Below are 14,873 nucleotides of genomic sequence, written 5' to 3'. Positions count from 1 at the left end.
CGGTAGGTCGCAGGATTATAGAGAAGAGCGAAGAAAAAATCACCTCTTTTTGAACAAAATCACGATTTTTTTAATTCTCTTTCTTATTCGAGATAATCAAAGCTAACTTAAGTGTTCTTTTGCCAAATACTCATGGCTCTGCATTTCAATTAAACGCGACTGACAACGTTTAAACTCAAACTCTAGTTGACCATGGGTGTATAGTTTTTCTAGCTCCACTTCCGCTGAAATAATCAGTTTCACATTGCGCTCATAGAACTCATCAACTAACGCAATAAAGCGTCTAGCAGCGTCATCGGAAGTCACGCCCATTTGCAACACATCAGCCAATAGAACCGTGTGATAAACCCGAGACAACTCAATATAATCGTTCTGGCTACGAGCCGACTGACAAAGCTGAGCAAAAGTACCATGCAGCACACCATCACTCGCTTCAACCACATCTAATTGACGGTGATTAACCTCTATCTGCTTAAGCTTCTCTTTATCTTCACCAACAAGCTGCGCGTAATATGTTTCGAGGTTAATGTTCGCTTGGCTATCCAGTGGGTAATGGTAGATCTCAGCCTGCTCTAAGGTTCTCAGACGATAATCAATTCCGCTATCAACATTAAGAATATGACAGTTGTCTTGAATGAGCTTAATAGCGGGTAAGAAACGCGCTCGCTGTAACCCGTTACGATACAGATCCGCAGGTGGAATATTAGAGGTCGCAACCAAGATAACGTTTCGAGCGAATAACTCTTGGAACAAGGTTCCTAAGATCATCGCATCCGTGATGTCTGAAACAAAGAATTCATCAAAACAGATAATATCCGCTTCTTCTTTCAACTTATCTGCGACTAGAGGCAACGGGTCGCTAACATTACCTAGTGCCCTTAGCTCATCATGGACTCGATACATAAAGCGGTGAAAGTGAACGCGCATTTTTTTTGTGGTCGGTAAGGCATCGTAGAACGTATCCATTAAATAGGTTTTACCGCGCCCGACGCCGCCCCAAAAATAGAGGCCTTTTGGTGGCAGTGGCAGTTCTGGCTTTTTGCCCATTAACTTCTGGAATCGAGTCAGTTGAGGAATAGGGGCATTCATGTAATCTTGGAATTGATGAAAGAGTTCATCTAAAGATTTAACGGCTTGCTCTTGTGCTGGATCTCTTTGAAATCCATGTTCTTTTATATCTTGTTCGTATTTTTTAATGGGATTCATGACGACATTTCCACAATGAAAGCGATATCAGACAGCAAATAAAAATGAGCCCAAACAGTATGAGACATGTCGCTATGCGGTGAATAATGCAGCATCAAACTGCTAACTAGCGCACACGCATTTCTCTTTATACTGCGGCTTTCTCATAGTACCATGGAGCTGTATCACGTGTAACTAAGCAGTAACAAACATGTTAAAAAACAATAATAAGGAGCTGTTATGCCTTGGATGTATGCCGTTGCCGGTTTACTAGTCGGAGTTATTTTAGGGGTCGCTATTTCTCGTCTCATGACACCTGAATACAAAAAACAAAAGAACGTACAGAAAGAATTAGATAGCGCAAAGTTTGCCCTGGAACAGCAGCGACAAGAGCTAGCTGACCACTTTGCGAAATCAGCAGAAATGTTGGACACCTTAGGTAAGGACTATACAAAGCTTTACCAACACATGGAAAAAACAAGCTCAGAGCTACTCCCTAACCTGCCAGAGCAAGACAACCCATTTGTGAAAACAGCCGCTGCTCATTCGGATAAGCCACAAGATAAGTCTTCAGTTAAAGAGTCGACGCTTGAAGAACAACCGAAAGATTACGCTAATGGCGCAACCGGTTTATTTACCGAGCAGAAGAAAGAAATCATGGATGCTCCCGATGTCGTTACAGCAAAAGCATCGTAAACATTTAACACTTCTGTGAACTTTACAAAGGTTTTTGAGTCATAACTTTCACTCAGGTCATTTGAAACTTCTCATACTTATTAAACGTATAAGAGGGTTAAGACCTTAACTAGAGAGGAGTTTATGATGAAAAAACCTTTGCTTGCTTTATCAGTACTGACTTTAAGCTTAAGTTCAATCATCACCCCCATTCAAGCTACAGCCGCACTTCCATTAAGTGTGGGTAATGAACAATTACCAAGCCTTGCTCCTATGCTTGAACAAGTAACCCCCGCTGTGGTTAGTATTGCCGTAGAAGGCAAACAGGTACAACGTCAGCAAATCCCTGAACAATTTCAATTCTTTTTTGGTCCAGAACAAACACGAGAGCGTCCATTCCGCGGGCTAGGCTCTGGTGTGATCATTGACGCGAAGAAAGGCCATATTGTCACCAATTACCATGTCATCAATGGTGCCGACGATATCAAAGTAAAACTGCATGATGGTCGAGAGTACGATGCAGAGCTCATCGGCGGCGACCAGATGTCTGATATCGCGCTATTAAAACTCGAGACAGCCAAAAACCTTACCCAGATAAAAGTCGCAGATTCCGACAAATTGAGAGTCGGCGATTTCAGTGTCGCTATCGGCAACCCATTTGGGCTTGGTCAAACCGTGACATCCGGTATCGTTTCAGCGTTAGGACGTAGCGGTCTCAATCTAGAGAACTTCGAAAACTTCATTCAAACCGATGCCGCGATTAACAGTGGTAACTCTGGAGGTGCGTTAGTGAATCTTAACGGTGAACTGATTGGTATCAACACGGCCATCCTAGGACCTAACGGAGGCAATGTCGGTATCGGCTTTGCCATTCCATCCAATATGATGACAAACCTGACTGAACAGATTCTCGATTTCGGTGAAGTAAAACGTGGCATGCTTGGTGTCCAAGGTGGAGAGGTCACCTCGGAATTGGCTGAAGCGCTTGGTTATGAGTCCAGCAAAGGTGCTTTTGTTAGCCAAATTGTACCCGATAGTGCTGCAGACAAAGCCGGATTGAAAGCGGGCGATGTCATCGTCTCCATTAACGGTAAGCGTATTGATACTTTTAGTGAGTTAAGAGCCAAAGTAGCCACCTTAGGTGCAGGTAAACAGATCGAGTTAGGCGTGGTTCGTGACGGTAAGAATAAGACCTTTGACGTCACGCTTGGTGAATCCACAAATAGTAAGACACAAGCTGAAAAGCTCCATGAAGGACTTGCCGGTGCAGAGCTCACCAACACAACCGACAGCGATTCAGCGACAGGCGTCAAGGTATCAAGTGTCGCTCAAGGTTCGCCAGCAGAAGCTTATCAGCTTCTTAAAGATGACATCATCATCGGGGTAAACCGCCAACCAGTTAAGAACCTTGCTGAATTTAGAAAAATTCTTGAAAAACAACCTGGCGTATTGGCACTTAATATCCAGCGAGACGATAGGACTATCTATCTAGTTATTCGATAGCCATACGTCAGCGTAATTACAGGGAGGCTCAGTAAGTTTGCTTTAAACTTACTCAGTCTCCCTTTTCTTTAGATCAATCAAAATGCTATGCTTCACTGATAATCAAGTCAGTCATCCATTGACGGATGCTTCATACCTTACTTGTTGAAGAGGGAAACATGCTGTCCTTTCTATTTCGTTCTATTTCCCTTGGACTCGTTTCAGCGGCGCTTATTCTTCTCGCATTCCCTAGTTTAAGGCCGGCGATTGTTGCAGACGTCACGAACCCTCAAGTCGATAATATCGGCTCTCTTCAGATCTCATTTAACCAAGCGGTGCGACGAGCTGCACCCGCTGTGGTCAATATTTATAGTCGTAAATACGCAGAAAGCGATCGCAACAAGCTACTAACTCAAGGATTAGGTTCAGGGGTGATTGTTAGTGAAAAAGGCTACATCATTACCAACTTCCATGTTGTTGCTCAAGCTGACCAAATAGTCGTGGCACTTCAAGACGGACGAGTAGCGGCCGCACAACTTGTCGGCTCAGACAAACGCACCGATATTGCGATACTCCGAGTCAGCGGTGACAACTTACCTGTTATTCCACTGAACCCGAATTACAAAGCGAATGTCGGCGACGTGGTGCTGGCTATCGGTAACCCATACAACCTAGGGCAAACGACAACCTTTGGCATTATCTCTGCAACAGGTCGTTCTTCGATCAGTGCAGATGGTCACCAAGCCTTTATCCAGACTGATGCTGCAATCAATGAAGGTAACTCAGGTGGTGCACTGGTTAACTCACAAGGTGAGCTCGTCGGTATCAACACGGCTTCTTTCCAACAAGCTACCGACATGGAAACCTACGGGATCTCATTTGCAATCCCCTACTCACTTGCTAATAAAATCATGGAGAAGATCATCGCCGATGGTCGTGTCATTCGTGGTTATATTGGTATCGACGGACAAGACATCAATTCGGTGACATCACGCTTGCTCGGTACTAAGAACATCGGTGGTATTGTTGTCTTAGGCATTGACCCGAATGGTCCTGCAGCCGATGCCGGCTTTGAAGCACAAGATATCATTATCAGCATCAACAACACCCAAATTAGCGGACGACAGAGCGTAATGGACATTGTTACTGACCTTCGCCCGGGTACTATCATTGATGTTGGTGTATTGCGCAAAGGTGAAAACAAGACACTCAAGGTCACCATTACCGAAGACACACGCCTGTAGTCTTTATTTAGTTTGATTGCTAATAGCGAGTAACTCAAACCGCCAATTACAGAGACAAAAAGTATAGATACAAAAAACCCAGCTCTTAAGCTGGGTTTTCTTTTATCAATCAAAGCTAATGATAAACTCAATCAAAACTAGGCGTCACTAGGTTCATCGATATCGATGCGAGTCACACGCTGCAAACCTCTTGGGAGCAGACCACCACGACGACCACGCTCACCACGGAAGTTTTCAAGGTCCGCAGGTTTCAAGCCAAGTTTACGTTTGCCCGCGTAAATAGTCAGCGTTGCATTCTCTGGAATAGCCATCAGATGCGATACAAACTCTTCACGCTCTTTTGCTTTAGCTGAAGGGATGTTGATGATCTTGTTGCCTTTACCTTTGCTAAGCTGCGGCAGGTCTTTAATAGGGAACAACAACATACGGCCTTGGTTAGTAATCGCCAGAATCTGGTTACTGTCCAAGTCTGCAATAGGGCTTGGCAACATCACTTCAGAAGCTTGTGGCAAGTTAACTAACGCTTTACCGCTCTTGTTCTTAGACAGCAGATCGCTACCCTTACAAACAAAGCCATAACCAGCATCAGAACCGACTAACCATAATTGTTCATTCTCTCCCATCACCACTTGGCGAATCGAAGTACCCGGGCTGACGTTCAAGCGGCCTGTAATTGGCTCGCCTTGGCTACGTGCCGACGGTAATGAATGAGATTCAAGGGAGTAGCTTCGGCCATCACTGCCAAGGAACACCGCTTGTTGGTTACTCTTACCCTTAGCACTCGCTAAGAACTTATCACCAGATTTGTAGTTCAAGCCTTCAGCATCAACTTCATGCCCTTTAGCATGACGAATCCAACCTTTCTCAGACAACACAACCGTGATTGGTTCGCTTGGTACTAAGTCGCGTTCTGTTAGCGCTTTCGCTTCAGCACGCTCAATCAGAGGTGAACGACGATCATCGCCGTATTTATCTGCATCGGCTTGGATTTCTTTCTTGATCAACGTATTCAAGCGACGCTCTGAACCGAGTAGCTTTTCAAGCTTTTCGCGTTCAGCTTCAAGCTCTTCTTGTTCCGCTCGGATTTTAAACTCTTCTAACTTAGCTAAGTTACGAAGTTTAATATCAAGAATCGCATTGGCTTGAATTTCAGAAATGTTGAAACGGCTCATTAATACAGGACATGGTTCGTCTTCTGTACGAATGATTTCAATCACTTCATCGATATTAAGATAAGCAGCAAGCAAACCTTCTAAGATGTGCAAACGTGCTAGTACTTTATCTAAACGGTACTGCAAACGACGGCGAACGGTCGTGCGACGGAACTCAATCCACTCTTTCAGAATTTGAACTAGGCCTTTAACTTGAGGACGATTGTCTAAACCAATCATGTTCAAGTTAACGCGGAAGTTTTTCTCTAGATCCGTCGAAGCGAATAGGTGACTCATCAATTGGTCACAGTCGATACGGTTTGAACGAGGAACGACAACGATGCGCGTTGGGTTCTCGTGATCCGATTCATCACGCAAGTCGTCAACCATTGGCAGCTTCTTAGCGCGCATCTGGTTAGCAATTTGCTCAAGTAACTTCGCACCTGACACTTGATGAGGTAAAGCCGTGATAACAATATCAGAGCCTTCCTTGTGCCAAACCGCGCGCATCTTGATGCTGCCACGTCCAGTACGGTAGATCTTTTCGATGTCCGACTTCGGCGAAATAATCTCAGCCTCTGTCGGGTAATCAGGGCCTTGAATGAAACCCATCACATCTGGAAGTTCAGCTTTCGGCGTATCAATCAAGTGAATCGCTGCGTTCGCCACTTCACGGACATTGTGAGGCGGGATGTCAGTCGCCATACCTACCGCGATACCAGTAATACCGTTAAGTAAGATGTGAGGCAGACGTGCAGGCAACATTTGAGGCTCTTTCATGGTGCCATCAAAGTTTGGTTGCCAATCAACGGTGCCTTGACCTAGTTCACCTAGCAGAACCTCAGCAAACTTAGATAATTTCGCTTCGGTATAACGCATCGCAGCGAACGATTTCGGGTCGTCCGGAGCACCCCAGTTACCTTGACCATCTACCAATGGATAGCGGTAGGAGAACGGCTGCGCCATCAGTACCATCGCTTCGTAACAAGCAGAGTCACCGTGTGGGTGATACTTACCTAATACGTCACCAACGGTACGTGCTGATTTTTTGTATTTCGATGCAGCTGATAACCCCAGCTCAGACATCGCGTAGATAATACGACGCTGTACTGGCTTCAAGCCATCACCGATATACGGTAATGCACGATCCATGATCACGTACATTGAGTAATTTAAATAGGCATCTTCGGTGAACTTGCGCATTGGCAGCTGTTCAACGCCATCATATGTAATTTCGTTAGACATCCATTATACCTCGGCCATATCACCGTTAGTCTGTAGCCATGTACGGCGATCATCTGCACGTTTTTTACCAAGCAGCATGTCCATCATCTCGTTGGTCGCTTCGTTATCATCAATCGTTAATTGAACAAGACGACGAGTGTTTGGATCCATGGTGGTTTCACGCAACTGAAGTGGGTTCATTTCACCCAGACCTTTGAATCGTTGCACGTTGATCTTGGCTTTCTTCTGCGATAGTCGCTCAAGCACACCGTCTTTCTCTGCGTCATCGAGTGCGTAGAACACTTCTTTACCGCAATCGATACGATACAGAGGAGGCATTGCCACATAGATATGACCCGCTTCAACCAATGCATGGAAATGGCGGGTAAACAATGCACATAGCAGTGTCGCGATATGAAGACCATCCGAGTCCGCATCGGCAAGGATACAGATCTTACCGTAACGCAGGCCTGATAAATCATCGTTGTCCGGGTCGATACCCAGAGCCACCGAAATGTCGTGCACTTCTTGCGAAGCCAATACTTGGTCTGCTGACACTTCCCATGTATTTAGGATCTTACCTCGAAGTGGCATCACCGCTTGGAACTCACGATCACGAGCTTGTTTAGCAGAACCACCCGCCGAGTCCCCTTCCACGAAGAAGATTTCGGTACGGCTTAAGTCTTGAACCGAACAGTCGGTTAGCTTACCCGGCAGTGCTGGGCCTGACGCGATTTTCTTACGCACAACCTTTTTGCTTGCGCGCATACGGCGGTGAGCATTCGCAATACAAGCTTCTGCTAACTGTTCTGCCAATTGTGGCTTTTCGTTCAACCACAAGCTAAACGCATCTTTTACCACACCAGAAACAAACGCAGCGGTTTGACGAGAAGACAAGCGCTCTTTTGTTTGACCAGCAAACTGCGGATCTTGCATCTTCACCGAGAGTACGTACGAACAGCGATCGAAAATATCGTCGCCCGTTAGCTTAACCCCACGTGGTAGCAAGTTGCGGAATTCACAGAACTCACGCATTGCATCAAGCAGACCTTGGCGAAGACCGTTTACGTGTGTACCACCTTGTTTAGTCGGTACTAAGTTCACGTAACTTTCGGTGATCATATCACCGCCTTCTGGCTGCCAAATGATCGCCCAGTTTGCCATTTCTGTTTCAGCTACGAATTCGCCAACATACGGTTCTTCAGGAAGTAAGGTGTAACCTTTCACGCCTTCGGCAAGGTAGTCTTTTAGGCCATCTTCATAGAACCATTTATGTTCTTCACCGCCAACCTTGTCGACAAAGGTAATTTCTAAACCTGGGCAAAGAACTGCTTTTGCACGTAGGTTGTTAATTAGACGAAGTGTCGAAAATTTAGAGCTATCGAAATATTTTGGATCTGGCCAAAAATGTACCGTCGTACCTGTATTGCGATGACCACAAGTACCTGTAACAGTAAGATCCGTTACGGCATGACCACCTTCAAGGGCAATTTCATGTACCTGACCGTCACGGCGAACCGTCACTTCAACACGTTTTGACAACGCGTTTACCACCGAGATACCTACCCCGTGCAAACCACCTGAAAACTTGTAGTTATTGTTCGAGAACTTACCGCCAGAGTGGAGCTTAGTTAAAATCAGCTCAACACCTGAGATCCCTTTTTCAGGGTGGATATCAACCGGCATACCACGGCCATCATCCGTCACTTCTAACGATTGGTCAGCATGCAACACGACTTTAATCTTCTTAGCGTGTCCCGCTAGTGCTTCATCAACCGAGTTATCAATGACTTCTTGGGCAAGGTGGTTTGGTCTTTCTGTCTCGGTATACATTCCCGGGCGATGTCGCACGGGGTCGAGACCTTCAAGTACCTCGAGGTCTTTTGCATTATATTGTTCAGTCATAATACGGAGTTTACTCAAAAAGTTTGCGTCAGTTCGCTGGCTCTAGTTTGACTAAAGCGAAATCATTACTATGAACCGTCATAGTAGAGCGAACGAGCGAAGTATTGGGGAATATAGTCTGGAAGCTGAGTAATGATGTCAAGCTAGTTCAAAAACTAAGGCATCAAACTATGATATTTCACCACTGATAGATGAAATAACAGTCAAACAAGAGAAAATTACTTGATTGCTGAAACAGATTAAAGATTTAGAAAGGTGATGATTTGTTGGGGGTAGCGTTCAAAATTAACAAAGCTATGATCCCCCCCCTCTTCTACTGTCTGTACTGCACCTTGGTACTTCTCTACCGCTTGTCGGTAATCCAGAACTTCGTCTTCCGTTTGCTGAAGTAACCAGAAGTCACTCGGCTGAGCGATAGCCGGAACCTCTAACGCCTTCAGTTCATTGATATGTTTTGTTTCCAGAACATATCGCTCTTCTGTATATGGATTTACTTGTTCACCTAAATAGTCAACAAGAAGCTCATACGGCTTAACAGCTGGGTTCACAACCACAGCTTTAAAGCCATAGTGAGTATTCAGCCATGTTGAAAGATAGCCACCCAAAGAACTACCTACCAACGCTATCTGATATTGCTCTTTATATTGCTCCACCAATTGCTGCAAATAAATGGCCGCTTGCTGAGGAAAACTCGGCAGTTGAGGTGTCATCACCTTGATATCAGGACGATGCTCCGCGCAATAGTCAGCCATCACCGTTGCTTTGTGAGAACGTGATGAACTGTTAAAACCGTGAATATAGAGAAGCAGTGGCGGCTTAGCGGCTTGCTGTTCAGAATCAAACATCAATAACCTGCCGCTTCAAAATCAGGTAAGAATTGTCCATGAGGTAAACGGCGTACTTGCGTACTTACTGATCCATCTTGATGCAATTCAATCTCTCTCCAACCAGGCGACAAAGTATCAACCGCAAAGTCATCTGAGTTAGGTTTGAATTGCACACAAGTCGACGGTGTTGCCATGATTTGTACACCATGATGATCTCGATTCATGTCTTGATGAACGTGACCACACAGTACCGCTTTCACATTGGTGTGCTGTTGAACCACTTCCCAAAATTGATCAGCATCTTTCAGATTATGTTGATCCAGCCATGCACTGCCAACCAATAGTGGATGGTGGTGCAGCAGAACCAAGGTATTACGTTCGGGAAATTCGGTTAGCTTTTGTTCTAATAGATCAAGCTGTTGATCACTGAGACGTCCGTGAGGCACACCAACCACTTGCGAGTCCAGCATCACCATCTGCCAATTATTACCTAGCAAGACATGCTCAACGCATTGTATTTGTGGTGATGGTAAAACACTGCCCATATTCGGTTTGAAGTCATGATTCCCTGGCAACCAGTAACACGGTTTATCCAAAGGTTGAATTCCTGACTCAAATTTTTGGTACGACTCAGCACTGTGATCTTGAGAAATATCACCGGTTGCTAAAATCGCTTGATAGTCAAAGCCCTGACTAACAATGGCATCGACTACAGCACGAAAGCTATCTTGAGTGTTGATGCTTAATAAGCTGCCATTGCTCGGCGCAAATAAATGCGTGTCCGTTAGCTGTACAAGCTTAATACTGCTCTCATCAAATTTTGAAGTGTGTGATAATTCCAAAATAACAAATCCAGATACGTTACTGTTTAGACTTTAAAAGTGTTTTTAAATAGGCTCAATTAAAAAGAAACTGGAGTTCGGCTGATGCCCGTTTTTAAACAAAACGTTAACCATTCCCCAAGAAATTTGTTCAATTGAAATTTCTCATCCTTTTGCAGAAGTTTTGTGTTGGGATAGTCATATTTTGCTTTGACTCGCGAAAAATCCCCGCTAGCGCACACTTCTGCAACTCGAGCGTCGTGATATAGCCTGACAGACATTTTTGGCAAAGGAAACACTGGCATCGCGTCACTCTGACATATATCTATTAATGTGGTGTATTTTGTGACCTCATTCACTGTCAATTGATACACCATATTAACGGCTTGGTAACAGCGAACGTCACCAACCTCATGCTCAACCGGTAACAGAGCATTAAGTTTGGCATAGTTAGTCTCGTAAACTCGCATCAATTCAGCCAGATCGACATGATACGGTTTTTTGACTGCTATATTTGGCATGACGTTAATCTATCCACTCTGACTGTAATTCTTGGTAGTTTAATTGTAGCCACTGCAGCGCAATGATCGTTGCGCCATTTTCAAACACACCGTCTTTTACTAACTGATAAGCGGCTTCGCGACTCATCACTTGTACTCGAATATCTTCACCTTCGTAATCCAATCCGTGAACCCCTTTTGCTGTCGTGGCGTCAACACAACCAACAAAGACGTCGAGCTTTTCTGAGCAACCGCCGGATGAAGGATAATACGAAGTAATAGGCAATACAGATCCGACTTCGACTCCCGCTTCTTCCATCGCCTCACGACGAGCAACATCTTGTGGTGATTCATCGGTATCAATAATCCCCGCAACAATTTCGTATTGCCACGGGTTCTCATGCTCTAGAGCACCGACACGGATCTGTTCGACGATCACGACTTCGTCACGTATAGGATCATAAGGTAACAACGCGGCAGCATGTCCACGCTCAAACATCTCACGCTCGATTGGTTGGCTCCAGCCGCCCTCAAACAGTCTATGTTTAAATGTGTACTTAACCATTTTGAAAAAACCACGAAACAGCGTCTCTTTTGAGACTATTTCCACATCTTGCGGAGTAAACTCATGTCGTTGATTGTCATACTGTTGCATTTGATACCTCACTAAGTGATCTTATAGTTTACTCATTGTCCGAGTTAACTACCAAGGATAAGGTTCAACTTTTAGTATAAAACTTATAATTAAAGTTAAGTTTTAAAAAATAAATATTGCACAAGTGGACAGTTAACTGTAAAAAAGTGCAAAGTTTCGAGTAAATTACCACCAAACTGGGTTAAACTCTTTTAAAGAAAATTCCATTAAAGGCAGGAATAGGAAAATGAAAAAACTGCTTCCACTATTTATCAGTGCAGCAATTGGCAGCCTGAGTTCGTCAGCTTTCGCTGATACGCTAGCTGAGGTTTACGACCAAGCAAAACAGAACGATCCACAACTTCTTCGTTCAGCAGCGAAGCGCGATGCCGCTTTTGAAGCAGTAACGTCAAGCCGTAGCTCTTTACTACCGCAAATCAACCTGAACGCGAACTACGATATCAATCGCGGTGAACGCGACAATGACTCAAGTGGTACGTCAAATATTGACAATAATCAATGGGGTGTTGGCGTTGGCTTCACACAAGAGCTGTACAAACGCTCTTCTTGGATCACGCTAGATACTGCAGAGAAAACAGCTCGCCAAGCTGATTCTGCTTATGCAGCAGAGCAACAAGATCTGATCCTTCGTGTTGCGACCGCATACTTCGAAGTACTTCGTGCTCAAGATAGCCTAGAGTTTGTTCGTGCAGAAAAAGCCGCAGTTGCTCGTCAACTGGAACAAACTAAGCAGCGCTTTGAAGTTGGCCTTTCAGCAATCACCGATGTGCATGATGCGCAAGCTCAGTACGATGGCGTATTGGCAGACGAAGTTTTAGCAGAGAACACACTGATTAATAACTACGAAGGCCTACGTGAAATCACAGGTCAAGAGCACTCTAACCTAAACATCTTAGATACAGACCGCTTCTCAGCAAGCAAATCGTCTGAATCTGCTGTTGCACTGGTTGAGCAAGCACAAGAGAAAAACCTGAAGCTATTGGCATCACGTATTGATCAAGACATCGCTAAAGATAACATCACACTAGCAAGTTCTGGCCACCTACCTAGCCTAACCTTAGACGGTAACTACTCTATTGCAGATCAGTCAAAAAGCTCTCAAGACTACGATCAAGATAACCTAAACGTCGGCTTAAATTTAGTTGTGCCTCTATACACAGGTGGTAACACAACTTCTTTGACTAAACAGGCTGAATACAACTATGTTGCAGCAAGTGAAGACCTAGAGGCGACTTACCGTAGCGTTGTGAAAGACGTTCGTGCATTCAACAACAACATCAGTGCTTCAATTGGTGCGCTACGCGCTTACGAACAGTCTGTTGTTTCTGCTCAGTCGGCTCTAGAAGCTACAGAAGCAGGTTTTGATGTAGGTACTCGTACTATCGTTGACGTACTAGATTCAACTCGTCGTCTATACGATGCCAACAAGAACCTTTCAGATGCTCGTTACAACTACATCCTAAGTGTACTTCAGCTTCGTCAAGCTGTTGGCACGCTAAGCGAACAAGACATTGTTGATGTAAACGCAGGTCTAAAAGTCGCAAGTAAGTAATGCTTAAATCCTCTAACCAGAGTATTTAATAAAGTGACTAGATTACCGTTACAAAAATGCCGCTCAATGAGCGGCATTTTTATTATCTATTGAAAGCTAATTCTCAGCCTAACCCAAAGGTTAAGCCTTGAGACGAGAAAGCTAGAAGACTAAGAGTTAGCCTCGACCACCTTTAATCGCTTTAATGATTTCAGTCGTAGAGCAACCATCTTCAAAGTTAAGTACTTTAACTTCACCGCCAGCCGCAATCACTTCCGCACCACCAGCAATCTCTTCAGGTTTGTAATCACCACCTTTCACAAGAATGCTTGGAAGAACTTCAGAGATCAAACGTTGCGGTGTATCTTCAGAAAACGGAACAACCCAATCAACCGCACCTAAACCAGCTAGTACCGCCATACGACGATCAGTTGGGTTCACAGGACGACCTGGACCTTTTAAGCGTTTCACTGATTCATCCGTATTCACAGCAACGATCAAACGATCACCTAACTCAGCAGCATGGTTCATGTAAGAGACATGTCCCGCATGCAGGATATCAAAGCAGCCATTAGTCATAACGACTTTCTCGCCTTTCGCACGAGCACGTTTCACCGCTTCAACTAGGGCAGCTTCAGAGATCACACCGTAGTCAGTATCTTGGCTACCATGAATCGCTTCCGCTAACTCAATCGTAGACAACGTCGATGTACCTAGCTTGCCGACTACCACGCCAGCTGCAGCATTTGCTAATGCACACGCCTCATCAAGTGGCTTACCTGCAGCAACTGAAGCTGCTAATACTGAAATAACCGTATCACCAGCACCAGTAACGTCATACACTTCTTTCGCTTGGGTCGGTAAGTGGAATGGTTCTACGCCTTTGCGGAGCAATGTCATGCCATGCTCACTGCGAGTCACTAGCAAGGCTTCAAAATCAAACTCTTCGATTAACGCTAGCCCTTTTTCGATCATTTCATCTTCAGACTTAACCTTACCGGCAACCAGCTCAAACTCCGCCATGTTTGGCGTAAGTAATGTCGCCCCACGGTAGCGTTCAAAATCTGCACCTTTAGGATCAATAAACACCGGAACGTTCGCTGCGCGCGCTTTTTGAATAAAGCTCTGCACATGCTCCAAAGCACCTTTCGCATAGTCAGATAAGATTACCGAGCGTACATTAGGAAGAGCTTGCTCCATGCGAGATAAAACAAGTTCAGGATCCGTGTTCTCAAATTTGTCTTCAAAATCAAGACGGATTAACTGCTGTCCACGGCTCATGACACGCAACTTTGTGATGGTCGGGTAATCTTCTAACTCAACAAAATCACACTTAACCTTTAATGCACCCAAGGTATTTTTCAACACCTCAGCAGGCTCATCTTTTCCAGTTAAACCAACGATATGAGCATGACCACCAAGCGAGGCAATATTCATTGCTACGTTGGCAGCACCACCAGGACGCTCTTCGTTATTTTCTACTTTAACAACGGGCACAGGTGCTTCTGGTGAAATACGGCCAGTAGGGCCATACCAGTAACGGTCAAGCATTACATCACCGACAACAAGAACGCCTGATTGGCTGTAGTCAGGTAGAATTGGTTTCATTGTGGATCTCCAAAAATCGAATCTGGCTAGAGTCTAGCACACTGATTACAGTGGCTAAACCATAG

The 14,873-nt window shown here is 44.8% G+C and carries 12 protein-coding genes; 4 read left to right on the top strand and 8 right to left on the bottom strand.

Going from position 1 to position 14,873, the window contains the following annotated elements; translation table 11 throughout:
- Positions 1 to 102: 102 nt before the first annotated feature.
- On the bottom strand, positions 103 to 1,206 hold the full coding sequence (gene zapE, locus AB4180_RS12325; protein ID WP_102250313.1) for a cell division protein ZapE: 1,104 nt from the start codon (positions 1,204 to 1,206) through the stop codon (positions 103 to 105).
- Between the two features lie 219 nt (positions 1,207 to 1,425).
- Here zapE and zapG point away from each other — a divergent pair, with 219 nt between their 5' ends.
- The 3 genes from zapG (at position 1,426) to degS (ending at position 4,586) form a co-directional block, all read left to right on the top strand.
- Positions 1,426 to 1,881: a Z-ring associated protein ZapG gene (gene zapG, locus AB4180_RS12320; RefSeq protein WP_009848969.1), complete on the top strand. Its 456-nt coding sequence runs from the start codon at positions 1,426 to 1,428 to the stop codon at positions 1,879 to 1,881.
- Between the two features lie 126 nt (positions 1,882 to 2,007).
- Entirely contained in the window at positions 2,008 to 3,363 is a 1,356-nt protein-coding gene (locus AB4180_RS12315; protein ID WP_029225534.1) for a DegQ family serine endoprotease, read from the top strand.
- Positions 3,364 to 3,521: 158 nt separating this feature from the next.
- The gene (degS, locus tag AB4180_RS12310) at positions 3,522 to 4,586 is read left to right on the top strand and encodes an outer membrane-stress sensor serine endopeptidase DegS (RefSeq protein ID WP_029225535.1); all 1,065 of its coding nucleotides are present in this window, start codon (positions 3,522 to 3,524) and stop codon (positions 4,584 to 4,586) included.
- 137 nt (positions 4,587 to 4,723) lie between these two features.
- On the opposite strand, the gene parC is transcribed toward degS, so the two are convergent.
- The 6 genes from parC to nudF all read right to left on the bottom strand — a co-directional run bounded on the left by parC (position 4,724) and on the right by nudF (position 11,669).
- The gene (parC, locus tag AB4180_RS12305; RefSeq protein WP_012603199.1) at positions 4,724 to 6,982 is read right to left on the bottom strand and encodes a DNA topoisomerase IV subunit A; all 2,259 of its coding nucleotides are present in this window, start codon (positions 6,980 to 6,982) and stop codon (positions 4,724 to 4,726) included.
- Between the two features lie 3 nt (positions 6,983 to 6,985).
- Positions 6,986 to 8,866, bottom strand: coding sequence for a DNA topoisomerase IV subunit B (parE, locus tag AB4180_RS12300; protein ID WP_012603198.1), 1,881 nt, complete (start codon positions 8,864 to 8,866; stop codon positions 6,986 to 6,988).
- 239 nt (positions 8,867 to 9,105) lie between these two features.
- A complete protein-coding gene (gene yqiA, locus AB4180_RS12295; RefSeq protein WP_012603197.1) occupies positions 9,106 to 9,711 on the bottom strand; it encodes an esterase YqiA in 606 nt (201 codons plus the stop codon).
- The gene (cpdA, locus tag AB4180_RS12290) at positions 9,711 to 10,535 is read right to left on the bottom strand and encodes a 3',5'-cyclic-AMP phosphodiesterase (RefSeq protein WP_102250312.1); all 825 of its coding nucleotides are present in this window, start codon (positions 10,533 to 10,535) and stop codon (positions 9,711 to 9,713) included. The genes yqiA and cpdA overlap by 1 nt, the downstream gene beginning before the upstream one ends.
- A 59-nt stretch (positions 10,536 to 10,594) precedes the next feature.
- The gene (locus AB4180_RS12285; RefSeq protein ID WP_009848962.1) at positions 10,595 to 11,035 is read right to left on the bottom strand and encodes a DUF1249 family protein; all 441 of its coding nucleotides are present in this window, start codon (positions 11,033 to 11,035) and stop codon (positions 10,595 to 10,597) included.
- A gap of 4 nt (positions 11,036 to 11,039) precedes the next feature.
- A complete protein-coding gene (nudF, locus tag AB4180_RS12280; protein WP_012603196.1) occupies positions 11,040 to 11,669 on the bottom strand; it encodes an ADP-ribose diphosphatase in 630 nt (209 codons plus the stop codon).
- Positions 11,670 to 11,895: 226 nt separating this feature from the next.
- Between nudF and tolC the strand changes: the two genes are divergently transcribed.
- On the top strand, positions 11,896 to 13,221 hold the full coding sequence (gene tolC, locus AB4180_RS12275) for an outer membrane channel protein TolC (protein ID WP_012603195.1): 1,326 nt from the start codon (positions 11,896 to 11,898) through the stop codon (positions 13,219 to 13,221).
- Between the two features lie 156 nt (positions 13,222 to 13,377).
- On the opposite strand, the gene hldE is transcribed toward tolC, so the two are convergent.
- The gene (hldE, locus tag AB4180_RS12270; protein ID WP_065680187.1) at positions 13,378 to 14,808 is read right to left on the bottom strand and encodes a bifunctional D-glycero-beta-D-manno-heptose-7-phosphate kinase/D-glycero-beta-D-manno-heptose 1-phosphate adenylyltransferase HldE; all 1,431 of its coding nucleotides are present in this window, start codon (positions 14,806 to 14,808) and stop codon (positions 13,378 to 13,380) included.
- Positions 14,809 to 14,873: the final 65 nt, after the last annotated feature.

This window comes from Vibrio sp. 10N.286.49.C3 (assembly GCF_041469545.1).
GTDB lineage: Bacteria > Pseudomonadota > Gammaproteobacteria > Enterobacterales > Vibrionaceae > Vibrio > Vibrio tasmaniensis_A.
The sequence above is the reverse complement of the archived record's forward strand: the minus strand, read 5'-3'. Positions and strand labels throughout refer to the sequence as shown.